This window comes from Caballeronia fortuita (genome assembly GCF_001544835.2).
Taxonomy (GTDB): Bacteria; Pseudomonadota; Gammaproteobacteria; order Burkholderiales; family Burkholderiaceae; genus Caballeronia; species Caballeronia fortuita.
Genome location: NZ_FCNX02000002.1, coordinates 222176 through 237353, shown reverse-complemented (window position 1 = coordinate 237353; position 15178 = coordinate 222176). Strand labels below are relative to the sequence as shown.

13 protein-coding genes and 1 tRNA gene are annotated in these 15178 nt (G+C 65.4%); 10 read left to right on the top strand and 4 right to left on the bottom strand.

Translation table 11 applies throughout. The features are described from left to right. Both AWB77_RS05350 and AWB77_RS05345 read right to left on the bottom strand, forming a co-directional pair. Nucleotides 1-1521 carry an ABC transporter substrate-binding protein gene (locus AWB77_RS05350; RefSeq protein ID WP_244158440.1) on the bottom strand — a complete coding sequence of 507 codons (1521 nt, stop codon included), beginning with the start codon at nucleotides 1519-1521 and terminating at the stop codon, nucleotides 1-3. Between the two features lie 505 nt (nucleotides 1522-2026). Beyond that, nucleotides 2027-2410 (bottom strand): hypothetical protein, encoded by a 384-nt coding sequence (locus AWB77_RS05345; protein WP_061133349.1) that lies wholly within the window; start codon nucleotides 2408-2410, stop codon nucleotides 2027-2029. Between the two features lie 244 nt (nucleotides 2411-2654). Between AWB77_RS05345 and AWB77_RS05340 the strand changes: the two genes are divergently transcribed. The 4 genes from AWB77_RS05340 (at nucleotide 2655) to AWB77_RS05325 (ending at nucleotide 4319) form a co-directional block, all read left to right on the top strand. Then, on the top strand, nucleotides 2655-3098 hold the full coding sequence (locus AWB77_RS05340) for an Hsp20/alpha crystallin family protein (protein ID WP_061133682.1): 444 nt from the start codon (nucleotides 2655-2657) through the stop codon (nucleotides 3096-3098). Between the two features lie 27 nt (nucleotides 3099-3125). Beyond that, a complete protein-coding gene (locus AWB77_RS05335; RefSeq protein ID WP_061133348.1) occupies nucleotides 3126-3533 on the top strand; it encodes an Hsp20/alpha crystallin family protein in 408 nt (135 codons plus the stop codon). A gap of 102 nt (nucleotides 3534-3635) precedes the next feature. Continuing rightward, on the top strand, nucleotides 3636-4199 hold the full coding sequence (locus AWB77_RS05330; RefSeq protein ID WP_061133347.1) for an Hsp20/alpha crystallin family protein: 564 nt from the start codon (nucleotides 3636-3638) through the stop codon (nucleotides 4197-4199). Between the two features lie 47 nt (nucleotides 4200-4246). Continuing rightward, nucleotides 4247-4319: transfer RNA gene (locus AWB77_RS05325), tRNA-Lys, on the top strand. A 128-nt stretch (nucleotides 4320-4447) separates the two neighbouring features. Here AWB77_RS05325 and AWB77_RS05320 read toward each other — a convergent pair. Next, the gene (locus AWB77_RS05320) at nucleotides 4448-5887 is read right to left on the bottom strand and encodes an aldehyde dehydrogenase family protein (RefSeq protein WP_061133346.1); all 1440 of its coding nucleotides are present in this window, start codon (nucleotides 5885-5887) and stop codon (nucleotides 4448-4450) included. A 17-nt stretch (nucleotides 5888-5904) separates the two neighbouring features. After that, nucleotides 5905-6825 (bottom strand): LysR family transcriptional regulator, encoded by a 921-nt coding sequence (locus tag AWB77_RS05315; RefSeq protein ID WP_061133345.1) that lies wholly within the window; start codon nucleotides 6823-6825, stop codon nucleotides 5905-5907. Nucleotides 6826-7116: 291 nt separating this feature from the next. Between AWB77_RS05315 and AWB77_RS05310 the strand changes: the two genes are divergently transcribed. From AWB77_RS05310 to AWB77_RS05285, 6 genes are read left to right on the top strand one after another with little or no spacing between them, the layout of a single operon-like run. Beyond that, a complete protein-coding gene (locus tag AWB77_RS05310; RefSeq protein ID WP_061133344.1) occupies nucleotides 7117-8610 on the top strand; it encodes a UbiD family decarboxylase in 1494 nt (497 codons plus the stop codon). Further along, on the top strand, nucleotides 8603-9223 hold the full coding sequence (locus AWB77_RS05305; protein ID WP_061133343.1) for a UbiX family flavin prenyltransferase: 621 nt from the start codon (nucleotides 8603-8605) through the stop codon (nucleotides 9221-9223). The genes AWB77_RS05310 and AWB77_RS05305 overlap by 8 nt, the downstream gene beginning before the upstream one ends. After that, on the top strand, nucleotides 9220-12264 hold the full coding sequence (locus tag AWB77_RS05300) for a xanthine dehydrogenase family protein molybdopterin-binding subunit (protein WP_061133342.1): 3045 nt from the start codon (nucleotides 9220-9222) through the stop codon (nucleotides 12262-12264). The genes AWB77_RS05305 and AWB77_RS05300 overlap by 4 nt, the downstream gene beginning before the upstream one ends. Continuing rightward, a complete protein-coding gene (locus AWB77_RS05295) occupies nucleotides 12261-13082 on the top strand; it encodes an FAD binding domain-containing protein (protein ID WP_061133341.1) in 822 nt (273 codons plus the stop codon). Before AWB77_RS05300 ends, AWB77_RS05295 begins: the two co-directional genes overlap by 4 nt. After that, nucleotides 13079-13615 (top strand): (2Fe-2S)-binding protein, encoded by a 537-nt coding sequence (locus tag AWB77_RS05290; RefSeq protein WP_061133681.1) that lies wholly within the window; start codon nucleotides 13079-13081, stop codon nucleotides 13613-13615. The genes AWB77_RS05295 and AWB77_RS05290 overlap by 4 nt, the downstream gene beginning before the upstream one ends. Beyond that, entirely contained in the window at nucleotides 13608-15173 is a 1566-nt protein-coding gene (locus AWB77_RS05285; RefSeq protein ID WP_061133340.1) for an AMP-binding protein, read from the top strand. The genes AWB77_RS05290 and AWB77_RS05285 overlap by 8 nt, the downstream gene beginning before the upstream one ends. Nucleotides 15174-15178: the final 5 nt, after the last annotated feature.

Sequence of the window (15178 nt, the reverse complement as noted above, 5' to 3'; positions counted from 1 at the left end):
TCAGTTGCCGGCGACCGCTTGCGGCGCCCACTGGATCGTACGGAAGTTGAGGAAGCCGCCGCCTTGCTGCGGTTGCCATTGCAGCGTTTTCTTCTTCGCGTAGACGTAGGTGAACTCGGAGATGAAGAACGCGGCGGCGTCGTCGTGGAGTTCGCGGCCGATCTTCTGGAACACTGCGCCGCGCTGTTTCGTATCGCTGACGCGGGAGACGTCGGCGAGCAGTGCATCGACTTTCGGATTCGAATAGTCGGACCAGCTTCCTTCCGATGCGAACGCGCCGCCGACCGGATGCACCGGGTCATATAGCGCATTGGTGAACTGGCTCAGCGCGAGCGGCCCGGATGTGTGCGTGTTGTTCAGGCGCTGGAACGTGGCGTACGTCAGGCGGTTGAGCTTGACCTTGACGCCCACTTGCCCCCAATAGGCCGCGATCGCTTCGGCGACGCCTTGCGGCATGTCGCCCTGAATGTTGAGCGTGGTCTCGAAGCCCTTCGGAAAGCCCGCCTGCGCGAGCAGGGAGCGCGCCTTCGCGGGATCGTAGGGATAGGGTTTGATCGAGCGATCCGCGCCGTACGGATAGTAGTTCGAGATCATCGTGCCGAGCGGCTCGCCGACGCCGTACAGCACGCTCTTGATGATCGCGTTCGTGTCGATCGCATAGCTGAGCGCCTGGCGCACCTGGACGTTGGAGAAGGGCGAATTCTTGTCGGTGGTATAGACGCGCACGTAGACCGGCGACGCGACGCGGCTTTCGATCACGTCGAGCCCGCTTTCCTTTTTGAGCCGCGCGTAGTCGGAGAACGGCAGCGCGACCGAGAGATCGACTTCGCCGCGCAGCACGGCGTTGACGCGGCTCGCCGGCTCCGTGATCGCGCGGAAGATCAGCGTCTTCACGCGCGGCTTGTCGCCCCAGTAATCGTCGAAGCGTTCGAGCACGAGTTCGCTGCCGCCAGGAGCCAGCGACCTGAACTTGTATGGACCGAGCGAGACGGGCTTTTGCGCGAAGGCATCGGGATTCGGCAGGCTCGCGAGATAGTCGGCGGGAATGATGTAGAGATAGCCCGCGACCTTGTTGGCGAACGCGCCGTCGGGCTGCTTCAGCCTGAAGACGACGGTGAGGTCGTCGGGCGTCTCCACCGTGTCGACGACGGGCGCGAAGAACGGGCGGCGCGTGCTCTTGCTGCGCGGATCGAGCACGTGTTCGAGCGATGCCTTCACGTCCCGCGAGGTCAGCGTCGCACCGTTATGGAACTTGACGTTGGGACGCAGCCTGTAAGTGAAGACCCGCGCGTCCGGCGAAACGGTGACGCTCGTCGCAAGGCGCGGCACGAGATTGCCTTTGAGATCGAAGCCGTAGAGCGTGTCGTAGATCTGCCAGCCGTAGCGCAGCGAATCGCCGCTTACGGCGACGAGACCGTCGAGGTTATAAAACTCCTTCTCGACGCCGATCACGACGGTGTCGCGATCGACGGCGGGCGTGGTGCTCGCCGCCTGCGCCGTCTGGATGAATGCGCTGGACAAGGCGACGCAGATCAGTCCGCGAAAGACTGACGAAAGCGTGTGCATAGTTGGGCTGAGTGCCGGGCGCGGTTGCGCCCACGTCTGTTATGGAAGCCTGCTTACGAAGCAACCATGATGACGCGCACGCGTCCGAATTCGAAGCGAGCAAAAGAGATATCGATATCAGGCCCGTACTCACGTCGATTCGACCAGCGGTCATGAAGACAGTGCGTCGGCAGGCCAGGCATTGTCGAACCGCACCATGATTCGCACTCCGCTCATGCCGGGCATGGCATATTCCACCTCCGCCGTCCTGACAGCAGCCGGACGCGGTGTTGCCGGTCTGCTTGCTGCCGGCCGGTGCGGCGGCGTATCGAGGCGCTACTCCATGGGCGTGGCGGGGCAAGGCGGCCGTCCCCCGGCGGCGCGACGAAGACAGCCGGCGCGCGACGGAGGTGAGTCCGGCGACATCGACGGCGTTGCCGCGCCCGGAGCAGTAGCGAGTCTGACTCGTACAAACGATGCGCTACTGAAGTGGCGGCACCACGCCCAACTTTTCAGCGAGCATCCTTTCGTAGACGCCGAAATGCAGATCGACCTCTTCTTGCGTCACTACCGTTACGAAAATATTGATCTGCGCGGGTTGCAAGCCGAGGACGGTCGCGATCGCCGCTTCGAGCTGGGGCGCGCATAAGCGGTCGTCGGCGAAGGTGGTGCCAACCGCGATGTCGAAAGTGGATTCCTTCCGGGCCACGACTTCGACCATGCGCGCACGCGCACTCATGTTGTTGTCTATGGCAAGCCGAATGACCTGTACCGCCGCACGCATGGTCTCGCCCGGAAATCCTTTCATCGAGCGCAACCGGATACGGTGCCGGCCGAGAGTCAGCCAATCGTATTCGAATTCCATTGTGTCCTCGCACGGGCCGTCGCAAACGTCGAGAAAATAGGTCGAGGCCGCCGGATTTCAAGAGCAAAAAAGTCGCAACGTCCCCTTGAATTTTTTGCGCGACATCCTATCTTGAATGTCGCTCAGGCAGTCGCGCGAGCAGTTCGGCGCGCTGCGTGTTTCGATTTGTTTGCCGCAGCACGGCAGACGAACTGGAGCGCGTAGGCCGGTTCGTCTTCCTGCTGGTATCCAGGAGGAAATGATCATGAGCGATCTCTATGCGGGGACCGACCTTTTCAGCGAGTTCGATCGTCTGCAACGGCAGATGGCGAGCATGTTCGGCGGGTTCCCTTCCAGCATCCGTTCCGGGCGCTTCGGCGCTTTCCCGCAAATCAACATCGGCTCGACCGACGAATCGGTCGAGATCGTTGCGTTTGCGCCCGGGGTCGATCCGAAGAGCCTCGACGTTTCAATCGACAAAGGCCTGTTGAGCATCAGCGGGGAGCGCGTTGCCGCGCAGCCGCAGAGCACCGGCGACGACATGCGCACCTATGCGCAGGAACGCTTCGTGGGCTCTTTTCGACGCGTCATCGAGTTGCCGGAGCATGCGGACCCCGATAAGGTCACCGCGCGGTATACCAATGGCTGCCTGACGGTGAGCATTGGCAAGCGCGAGGCATCGAAGCCACGCGCTATTACGGTTCAATGAGATGTCGGAAGTCGAAGGAGGAACATCATGAACGCGACAACAGAGCTTGCCAGCAGAGGCGAGAGCGCGGCAGCCGGCAGGGAGGCGGACGCGTCCGAGCGGCGAATGACCCTGACGCCGCCGGTTGACATTTTCGAGAATAGCCAAGGCGTGATCTTATGGGCGGATCTGCCGGGCGTAACGAAGGACCGGCTCGACGTGAAAATTCACGACGGTAATCTGTTCATCGAGGCAGAGGCTGTGGTTCCGACCCCGGCAGGATTGCGCCTGCAGCACGCGGAGATCCGCCAGCCCCACTTCGCGCGAGCGTTCTCTCTCGGGTCCGACCTGGATGCCTCGAAGATCGATGCCAATCTGAAGGACGGCGTGCTGCGGTTGACGATCCCGCGTCGTGACGAAGCCCGCCCTCGCCGAATCGATGTGCGCACGGGCTGATGAGGCAAGCGGGGAAGCAACAGGAGACTTCGAGGTGGCGGTCCAGGAGGCCGCCACCCTCTGATCGAGTCGATTTGCCGACGTAATTCGCGGGAGCAAACCATGAACACCGATCCGAAGAAATGGAACCCGTTCAAGTTTCTCCGCGGGTCGACGCGAAAGTCCGACGCGGACCACGCGGAGCGCCCGCCGGGCGGCGAACAGTGGCGCTCGGCGGGGCCTGACATGTCCCGATTCTTCTCGCGCGATCCGTGGCGTGCCGTCGAAGAGTTTTTCCACGATCCCTTCGCAGGACGGGGGGCGCTGGAAAGATGGTTTGGCGACTTCAGTTCATCGCGTTTTCAGCCGCGTATCGACGTGGTCGACGAAGGGAAGGTGCTGCGCGTAACCGCTGAGCTGCCCGGGATGGAACGCGAGGACGTGAGCGTAAGCGTCGAGGATGGCGCGCTCGTCTTGCGCGGCGAGAAGAAGCAGGACGTCCGCAGCGAAGAAGATGGCTGCTATCGATTGGAGCGGGCCTATGGGCGCTTCACGCGGACCATCCCCATGCCGGAAAATGCCGAGCCGGACCGAGCCTTGGCTAAATTCGACCGCGGCATACTTACACTGACCGTGCCGAAATCGGATTCGCTGCGCTCCGCGAGCCGCACGATCGACATTAGCTAGGACGACCGCGCTGATCGTGATAGCCGCAGCACGTCCGTCGGAAAGTTGGGCCGTTAGCTCAGCGGGTAGAGCAGCGGACTTTTAATCCGTCGGTCACTGGTTCGAATCCAGTACGGCCCATTAAGAATCCTAACGTCAATGTGCTGCAGGTCTCGTGCCTTCAAATCGCTCTGCGGCCTAACGTGTGAAGCCTCATGCGCGGCACCGGCGGCTGGGACTACGTTATCCGGCGGCCGGTCGATCACGAATCAGCGAAGCGGCGTGATGCCCTCGGCTACGCCGGCCGGCATGCAGATGTGCTTGATCTCGGTGAAGTCGGCGAGCGCATCGTATCCATGCAGGCGCCCGAGCCCGCTTTGCCGGTAACCGCCGGTTTCCGCTTCCGCAAACAGCTTGTTGTGGTCGTTGATCCAGACAGTGCCGTTGCGCAGCGCCCGCGCCATGCGAAAGGCGCGCGGACCGTCGTGCGTCCAGACGCTGGCTGACAGACCGAAGACGCTGTCGTTGGCTTTCGCGAGCGCTTCCTGTTCGCTCTCGAAGGTCTCGAGCGTGACGAACGGCCCGAAGATTTCTTCTTGACAAAAAAATGCTTTCGGATCGCTGTGCTCGACGAGCGTCGGCGAAAGAAACGCGTATTCCGAGCGGCCTCCGCGCAGCAGAACGTGATCGGCGACATCGCATGCCCGCTGGATGGTGCGGTCCACCGCATCGCGCGTCGGGGCATCGATGAGCGCCCCGATATCCGTCGCCGGATCGATGCCCGGTCCCACCTTGAGCGCCGCGAGCGCGCCCGCTAGATGTTCGCGCATTTCCGGCGCACGCGACGCATGCACCAGTACGCGCCGCGCGGCCGTGCATTGCTGGCCGGAGATGATCGTCGCGGCGCGCGCCAGGCGCGGCGCGATGGCGGCGATGTCGGCGTCGTCGAAGACGAGACAGCACGACTTGCCGCCGAGTTCCAGCGACAGCTTCTTCATGCTGTCCGCCGCCGCGGCCATGATCTTCTTGCCCGTCGCGGTCGATCCGGTGAAGCTCACCACGTCCACGCCGTGCGAATCCGCAAATCGCTGACTGGCAGCGTGACCTTGCTCGTTGACGAGATTCACCGCGCCTTTCGGCAGCGCGGTCTGCTCGAAGCAGCGCAGCATCGCGGCCGTGAGGAGCGACGTCTGCGCCGCAGGCTTCACGATCGCCGTGCAGCCCGCCGCGAGCGCAGGCGCAAGCGAGCGCACGAGCAGCACGGCCGGCGCGTTCCACGGAACGATGATCGCGGCCACGCCTGCGGCCTCGCGCAGCATCGTCGAGATGGTTCCGGGTTCGGGTTCGAGCACATGCCCGGCGATATGCCGCGCGAGCCCCGCGTAATAGCGCGCTTCGGAGATGGCGCCCGCGATCTCGCCGCGCGACTGGGCGATCGCCTTGCCGTTCTCGCGCGTAAGCAGCGCGGCGAGCGAATCGCGCTGCTGTTCGAGGGCTGCCGCCCATGCAAGCAGCACGTCCTGGCGCAGACGCGCATCCTGCGCCCATGTCGTGCGGTCGAAGACATGGCGCGCGGCGGCAATGGCGGCGTCCGCTTCGTGCGCGCCGCCGTCGGCGAACCGGCCGATGGTCTCGCCGGTCGCGGGATCAAGGCTGTCGAGCGTCGGCGCGCCGGTCCATTCGCCGCCGATCCAGTGCAATGCATTCATGCTGAGCGTTCCTTCATTCAGGGTTGCGGTTCGGACGCCGAAGTATTCGACGCCTGGTGTAGTTCGTCGCCGATCACCGTGATAAGCGCCTCCGCTGCCGTGCTCAACGGCCGGCGCGGATGGCTCACGCAAATGATATGGCGCACGATGCGCGGCGCGAGAATCGGGCACGTGCGCAAGGTTCCATGCCGGGCGGCGCGCTCCACGACGATACGCGGAAGAATCGTTGCAAAGCGCGTGTGCTCGACGAGCTTGAGGATGGTGGACAGCACGTCGATCTCGAAGCGCGGCGCGAGCAGCACGTCCTCATGCTGCGCGGCGTTGTCGAGCACGCCGCGTAGTCCGTGGCGCTTGGTCGGCAACACGAGTTCGAGTTCGGGCAGCTGCGCCAGTTCGATCGCATGAGGCAAGTCCGGGCCGTGCGCGGCGCTCGTTGCGAGCACCATTTCCTCGTCGAGCAGCGCACGCGAATCCAGCGAAAGGCGCGCGCGCGGCTTGTTGATGATCGCGGCATCCAGTTGACCGCCCGACACCCAGTCGATGAACGTCGCGCTGTAACCATCGGCGACGGTTACTTCGACGTCCGGATAGCGCGCATGAAAACGCGAGAGCGAGTCCGCGAGCACGCTTTCCGTCACCGACGCGATCAGTCCGATGCCCACATGTCCCGTCACGACCTCTTCACGCTGCACGAGCTGCTGGCGTGCGTGCGCAAGGTCCCGCATGATCGGCAAAAAGAGGCGATACATGAGCCGCCCCGCCGCGGTCGGCGCCATGCCGTGCGCGCCGCGCTCGAAGAGTTGTTGATGCAGTTCGTCTTCCAGCTTGGCGATCTGCATGCTCAACGCCGGCTGGACGATATTCAGCCGCTTGGCCGCGCGCGTGACCGAGCCGTCTTCGAAGAGCGCGATGAAGTACTGGATTTGCTTGAGGTCCATTCCGTCCTTTCGGCATCAGCGATGCTAATACCTTCTGCATGCACCATCACTGCGTGTCGTTCGCGCTCGATGCGCGGTTCTCCTTGTGACCTCGGCCGCACGGCGTACGGGGAGGGTCTATTGATACGCAACTGTAAGAACGCTGTCATCGGGGCAAACACGGATATAAGAGCCAGTGATTCGGCGCATCAGAAAACGCTATTAGAACTTATGGGGTGATCTGTTTACGCTTCATCCATGCACTGACCGCGGCATCTTCAGCCGCCATGCAGGCAACAGATGGAGACACCCATGAACACACGCGATGCTGCACCGAACGCCCCATCCACGTTGCATTGGGCCCGTGAGGGCGCGGACGCCGGTTCGATCTCACTGCGCGACTGGCTCGCGCATCTCGCGAAGACCGGACGCGTCGCGACGATCGACAAGCCCGTGGCGCTCGAACATGAACTGGCGGCCATCGCGAAGCGGCTCGACGGATCGCGCGCGGCTTTTTTCACGCGTCCGGGCAAACATGCGATGCCGGTCGTGAGCGGTTTCATGGCGAAGCGCGCATGGATCGCCGAGGCGTTGGGCATCGAGGAAGCCGGTCTGCTCGCGCGCTTTTCGGCCGCCGTTGCCGCGCCGCTCGCGTCGAAGACCGTCGGGCGTGAAGACGCACCGTGTCAGCAAGTCGTCCATATGAGCGGGATCGACCTGCACGCGCTCTTGCCCATTCCCACGCACAGCGAGCATGACAACGGGCCGTACATCACGGCGGGTCTCGTGATCGCGCGCAATCCCCGCACGGGCGTGCAGAACGTATCCATCAACCGCATCCAGGTGCATGGCCGCGACCGCATGGCGATTCTGCTGCTGCCGCGCCACTTGTACGCGTTTCAGCGCGCAGCCGAGGAAGCGGGCGAGGCGCTCGACGTGGCGGTCGCAATCGGCGTCGATCCGCTGACGATGCTCGCGTCGCAAGCCATCACGCCGATCGATTGCGACGAACTCGAAATCGCGGGCGCGCTGCACGGCGCGCCGCTTCCGGTCGTCCGATGCATGACGAACGGTGTGCATGTGCCGGCGTCCGCGGAGATCGTCATCGAAGGCCGCATTCTGCCGAACGTGCGAGAGCCGGAAGGCCCGTTTGGCGAGTTCCCGAAGTACTACAGCGCGAAGGAAGCACGCGAAGTCATCGAAGTCACTGCGGTCACGCATCGGCGCGACCCGATCTTCCATACCATCGTGCCGGCCGAGATGGAGCACCTGCTGCTCGGCGCGATTCCGCGCGAAGCCACGCTGCTCGCGCACCTTCAGCGCAGTCATCCGTCGGTGAAGGACGTGCATCTTTCGGTGGGCGGCGTGTGCCGCTATCACCTTTGGGTCCAATTCGACAAGAAGCGCGAAGGCGAAGCGAAGAACGTGATTCTCTGCGCGTTCGGCGCGCACTACGACATCAAACAGGTCGTCGTGGTCGATACCGACGTGGACGTGCACGATCCCGCCGAAATCGAATGGGCAATCGCCACGCGCTTTCAGGCCGATCGCGACCTCGTGGTCGTGGCCGGGGCGCAGGGCTCGCCGCTCGATCCGTCGACGACCGTCGGCCTGCCGGAGGACGCGCCCGCGCATCTGCAAGGCGTGAGCGCGAAGATGGGCCTCGACGCCACGCGACCGGTCGCCTATCCGGCGCACGTCTTCACGCGCGTGCGGATTCCGGGGCAGGACACGGTCGATCTCGATGCGCTCATCGCGAGCGACAACGGCGCATTGGACGCCTACCTCGCGTGCAATCATGGCTGAACGCAAGAGGCGCATCGTCGTAGGCATCTCGGGCGCGAGCGGCGCGGTGATCGGCGTGCGGCTGCTCGCCGCGCTGCGCCGGCTCGGCACGCACGAGACGCATCTGATCGTGTCGGCGTCGGGGGCGGTCACGGCGGCGCAGGAACTCGGCCTCGCGCGCGGCGACCTCGACACGCTCGCCGATATCGTTCACAACGTGCGCGACATCGGCGCGGCGGTGGCGAGCGGATCGTTCCTGAGCGACGGCATGGTGATCGCGCCGTGTTCGATGAAGACGCTCGCAGGTGTCGCGAACGGCTTCGCGGACAACCTGCTGACGCGCGCCGCCGACGTCATGCTCAAGGAGCGCCGCCGCCTCGTGCTGGTCGCGCGCGAGACGCCGCTCAACCTCGCGCATCTGCGCAACATGACGCTCGCCACCGAGATGGGCGCCATCGTGATGCCGCCAGTCCCCGCGTTCTACGCGCATCCAGAAACCATCGAGGATGTCGTCGACCACACGGTCGGACGCATCCTGGATCTGTTCGGCATCGAGCATGATGAAATCGCGCGCCGCTGGAGCGGTCTCGCCGATGAATTCGGCGGCCGGCGCGAGCAGGGAGTGACGCCATGAACCAGCGCGATACAGGATTCGCCGATATCAACGCGCGCGTGGCCGGGAACCGCCTCGACGGGGCCGCCGCCGCGCCGGAGCGCCACGTCGGACGTCCGATGCTGCGCGTCGAGGATCCCGCGATTCTGACGGGCCGCGGCCGTTACGGCGACGACCTCGCCGTGAAGCCCGGCACGCTGCAGGCCGCGATCCTGCGCTCGCCGCATGCGCACGCGGATATCGTTTCGATCGACATCGAAGCCGCGTCGAAGCTGCATGGCGTGCGCGCGATTCTCACGCGCGACGATTTGCGCCCGTGGTCGCGGCCATTCGTCGTCGGCGTGAAATCGCCGATGGAGCAGTGGGCGCTTGCGATGGACCGCGTGCGCTATGTCGGCGAACCGGTGGCGGTCGTGATGGCCGAGTCCCGCGCGCTCGCCGAGGACGCGCTCGATCTCATCAGGGTCGAATACGCGCTGCGCGATCCGGTTACGTCCATCGAGCAGGCGGTGAAAGACGACGCGCCGGTGCTGCACGAGCGCGTCGGCACGAACGTCATCAGCGACCGGCACTTCAGCTATGGCGATCCGCAAGCGGCGTTCGAGCGCGCGCCGCATCGCGTGAAAGTCGTCGCGCATTATCCGCGCAATACGTGCGCGCCGATCGAATGCGGCGTGGTGATCGCCGAGTATCTGTCCGGCGACGAAGGCTACGACGTGACCTCGAACTTCATGGGTCCGTTCTCGCTGCACGCCGTCATGGCGATGGCGCTCAACGTGCCAGCGAACCGTCTGCGCCACAAGGCGCCACGCGATTCGGGCGGCAGTTTCGGCGTCAAGCAGGCGGTGTTTCCGTATGTCGTGCTGATGTGCCTTGCATCGCGCAAGGCCGGCGCGCCGGTGAAATGGGTCGAGGACCGACTCGAACACCTGAGCGCGGCGACCTCCGCGACCGCGCGCCTTTCCACCGTCGAAGCCGCGGTAGAAAGCGATGGCCGCATCGTCGCGCTTTCATACGACCAACTCGAAGATGTCGGCGGCTACGTGCGCGCGCCCGAACCCGCGACCTTCTACCGGATGCACGGCTGCCTGACAGGCGCGTACGCGATCCCGAATCTCGCCGTGCGCAACCGCGTGGTGCTCACCAGCAAGACGCCGACCGGCCTCGTGCGCGGCTTCGGCGGACCGCAGGTGTATTTCGCGCTGGAGCGGCTGATTCAGCGCATCGCCATCGAACTCAAGCTCGATGTGCTCGACGTGTACCACCGCAACTTCGTTCCCGCCGATGCCTTTCCGTATCGTGCGGCGGCCGGCGCGCTGCTCGATTCGGGCAACTATCACGAGGCGCTGCGTCTTTCGAACGCGCAGGGCGGCTACGAGGAACTCGTTGCCCGGCGCGACGCGGCACGCAAGGAAGGGCGCCTCTATGGCATCGGCTTTGCGGCGATCGTCGAGCCGTCCGTATCGAACATGGGCTATATCACGACCGTGATGCCGGCCGACGCGCGCAAAAAGGCCGGTCCGAAGAACGGCGCGATCGCGAGCGCGACCGTGAGCGTGGATCTGCTCGGCGGCGTGGTCGTCACGATTGCCTCGACGCCTGCGGGCCAGGGCCACATGACGGTGTGCGCGCAGGTCGTCGCGGATGTGCTCGGGCTGGACCCGAAGGACATCGTCGTGAACGTGGAATTCGACACGCACAAGGACGCGTGGTCGGTCGCGGCGGGCAACTATTCGAGCCGCTTCGCGGGCGCGGTGGCGGGCACGGTGCATCTGGCCGCGATGCGCGTGCGCGAAAAGCTCTCGCGCATTCTCGCGAAGCAGTTCGGCTGCAGAGCGGACGACGTGCGCTTCGAGCGTGCGCGCATCTTCCCGAAAGACGCCGAAGACCGCGCGCTGCCGTTCGCGCGCGCGGCAAGCAACGCGCCGCACTGGGCGCCCGCGCTTCTGCCCGATGGGGAAGAGCCGGGCTTGCGCGAGACCGTATTCTGGTCGCCGGCGCACATGGACGCGCCGGACGAAGAGGACCGCATCAATACATCTGCGGCGTATGGCTTTGCGTTCGACATGTGTGCCGTCGAAGTGGACCGCGCGACCGGGCGCGTGCGCATCGACCGCTACGTGACCGCGCACGACGCCGGCACGATTCTGAATCCCGCGCTCGCGGACGGCCAGATCCGCGGCGCCTTCGCTCAAGGGCTGGGCGCGGCGCTGATGGAAGAGTTCCGCTACGGCGCGGACGGCAGCTTCCAGTCGGGCACGCTCGCCGACTATCTGATGCCGACGACCTGCGAAGTGCCCGATCCGCTGATCGTGCATCTGGAGACGCCATCGCCGTTTACTCCGCTCGGCGCGAAAGGGCTCGGGGAAGGCAACAACATGAGCACGCCGCCGTGCATTGCAAATGCAGTGGCGGACGCGCTCGGCGTCGAGGACATTCGTTTGCCGCTGACGCCGCAGAAAGTCATGGCGCTGATCGGCATCGACGATCCGGAACCCTCGCGTCCCGAATATCGCGAAGCAGCCGCGACGAAGCCCCCGGCGCCGGGCGGCGGCAAGGCGCTGACGGCGCAAGGCGCGGTCGACCTGCCCGCGACGCCTGAGGCCGTATTCGCCGTGCTGCTCGACCCGAAGGCGCTCGCCAACGTCATTCCCGGCTGTCATGCGCTGGAGGAGACCGCGCCGAATCAGTATCGCGCGGACGTGACGGTGGGCGTCGGCATGATCAAGGCTCGCTTCGAGGCGCGCATCGGCTTGTCCGAGATCGACGCGCCGCGACGGCTGCGTCTCGCGGGCGCCGGCATCTCGCCGCTCGGCAGCGCACGCGGCAACGGTCTTGTCGAACTGACGCCGCAAGGCAGCGGCACGCGCCTCACATACGACTACGAAGCGCAGGTCTCGGGCAAGGTCGCGGCGGTCGGCGGACGCATGCTCGAAGGCGCGGCGAAGGTGGTGCTCAGGCAATTGTTCGAATCGCTCGGCCGCCAGGCGGCGGGCAAGCCGGTCGTGCAGCGCAGGTCGTGGCTTGCGCGGCTCCTCGGCCGCTTCCGGAGGCACGCATGAAGCCCGCACCGTTCGATTATCTGCGCGCGATGACGACGCAGGACGCGCTCGACGCGCTCGCGCAACACGGCGAAGACGCCCGCGTGCTTGCGGGTGGCCAGTCGCTGATGGCGGTGCTCAACATGCGGCTCGCACAGCCGCGCATGCTGGTCGATATCTCGCGCACCGCCGAACTGGACGCCGTGCGCGTCGACGACCGTGCGGGACATCTCGTCGTGAGCGCGGCGGCGACGCAAGGCAGCGTGGAATGGCGCCGCTCGTTACGCGACGAAGTGCCCTTGCTCGCGATGGCCTTCCCGCATATCTCGCATTTCCAGATTCGCAATCGCGGGACGGTGTGCGGTTCCATCGCGCATGCCGATCCGAGCGCGGAACTGCCGCTCGTGCTCAGCGCGCTCGGCGGCGACATCATGCTGCGCTCAAAGAAGAAGCGGCGCACGCTCGCCGCGCAGGACTTCTTTCAGGGAATGCTGATGACGGCGCGTGAGCCGGACGAACTGGTGGAAGCCGTGCGCTTTCCGCTGAAAAAGCCCGGCGAGCGGCACGCGTTCGCCGAGTTCTCGGCGCGGCACGGCGATTTCGCGCTGGTCGCGTGCGCGGCGGTCGTGACCGACGACGCAATCCGCATCGCGGTGGGCGGTGTGGCGGACCGGCCGGTTACGGAGATCTGGCCGCGTCTCGCGGGCGACGACCTGCGCGGCGCATTGAACGACCTGAGCTGGAAACTGAACGCGCAGGACGACGCGCACATCAGCGCGAAGTATCGCCGGAATCTGGTCCGGCAATTGGGATGGCGCGTGATCGAGGAGGCGAAGTGAGCAACACGACGAACAACATCATGCGGCACGGCGAACAGCAGCGCATCACGCTGACGCTCAACGGCCGCGAACGCAGCGGCCATTGCGAGCCGCGCGAATTGCTTTCGGATTTCATCCGGCACGGGCTCGGCGCGACCGGCACGCACGTCGGCTGCGAGCACGGCGTCTGCGGCGCCTGCACGGTGCACGTGGATGGCGTCGCGGCGCGCTCGTGTCTGATGCTCGCGGTGCAGGCGGACGGACGGCGCATCGATACCGTCGAAGGTCTCGCGCCAGAGCAGACGCTCGGCGACCTGCAGCAAGCGTTTGCCCGTCATCACGCCTTGCAGTGCGGCTTCTGCACGGCGGGCATTCTGATGTCGTGCGCGGACTATCTTCAACGCGTGCCGGACCCGAGCGAGGAACAGGTGCGCGAAATGCTCTCGGGTCATATATGCCGCTGTACGGGCTATACGCCGATCGTTGCGGCCGTGCTCGACGTAGCCGCGCGCCGTCAGGCCGAGGCAGGCGCGAAGGAGGCCGAACATGCTTGATCTTGGCCGTACATTCCTGCAAAGCGTCGAGCGCAGTCCGAACGCACTCGCGCTCGTCGACGGCGACCTGCAACTGACGTACTCGGCGTGGCATCGCCTCATCCTGAATGTCGCCGATGGCCTGCGCGCGCTCGGCCTGCAGCGCGGCGACCGGCTGCTCGTCGTCCTGCAGAACCGCTGGGAAATGGCGACGCTGCACTGGGCCGCGCAGTTCGCGGGCATCGTGGTCGTGCCGCTCAACTGGCGCGCGAAGCCGGAGGAAGTCGAATACTGCGTGACCGACGCGGGCGCGAAGGCCATCGTCTACGAGCCCGTTTGCGCCGATGCGGTCGTGCAGAGCCCGGCCGCGCAAGACATTCCGCGCATCGCACTCGACGACGCGCCCGGCGGCACGATGCGCTTCGATGGGCTCATCGTCGAAGGAAGGGACGCCGAACCGGCGCCGCACGCCACCGCCGACGACATCTCGCTCATCCTCTACACCTCCGGCACCACCGGCAAGGCGAAGGGCGTGCCGCGCCGTCACCGGCACGAACGCGCGGGCGCCCTTGCGCACGTTGCGCAGAACCTGTACCGGCGCGGCGAACGCACGCTCGGCGTGATGCCGCTCTATCACACGATGGGCGTGCGCTCGCTGCTTTCCATGGCGCTCGTCGATGGTGTCTTCGTGTGCGTGCGCCGCTGGAATGCGAAGCTCGCGCTCGAATCCATCGCGAAACATGGGCTCACTTGCCTGTATCTGGTGCCGACGCTCTATCACGATCTGCTCGCGGACAGCGCCTTTGCGAGCACGGATACGTCGTCGGTCAGAAAGCTCGGCTTCGCGGGCGCGCCGATGAACGACGGCCTGCTCAAGCGACTTTCGGCCGCCTTCGAGCCGGAGCTGTTCGTCAATCACTACGGCTCGTCCGAGGTCTACACGTTCAGCATCGACCAGGACGCGACGAAGAAGCCGGGCAGCGCGGGGCGCGCGGGCATCAACACGCGGCTGCGCGTGGTCAGGCTCGCTGCCGTCTCGCCCGACGAAACCGCCGCCGCCGGCGAGGAAGGCCAGATCATCGCGGACCTGCTCGGCGACGAAGCATTCGAAGGCTACTGGAACCGCCCGGACGCGAACGCGAAGTCTCTGCGCGACGGCTGGTACTTCACCGGCGACACCGGCTACTTCGACCGCGACGGCGATCTCTACGTGACCGGCCGCGTGGACGACATGATCATCAGCGGCGGCGAGAACATTTCGCCGGTGGACATCGAGTCGGTGCTTTCCCTGCATCCGGCCGTCGATGAAGTCGCGGTCGCCGGCGTGAAGGACGAGCGTTGGGGCCAGCGCGTCGTCGCGTTCATCAAGCGGCGCGAATACATCGACGGGGAGGGCCTCGACGCCTGGTGCCGCCAGTCCGACCTCGTCAACTTCAAGCGCCCGCGCGACTACGTGTTCGTCGATGACATTCCGAAGTCGCCGGTCGGCAAAATCCTGCGCCGCAAGCTCTCGGCGGGCGAATATGCGCCCGACAGCCGGACAGCGGCCGCGCAACCTACAGAACCCACGAAGGAGTAATTCGC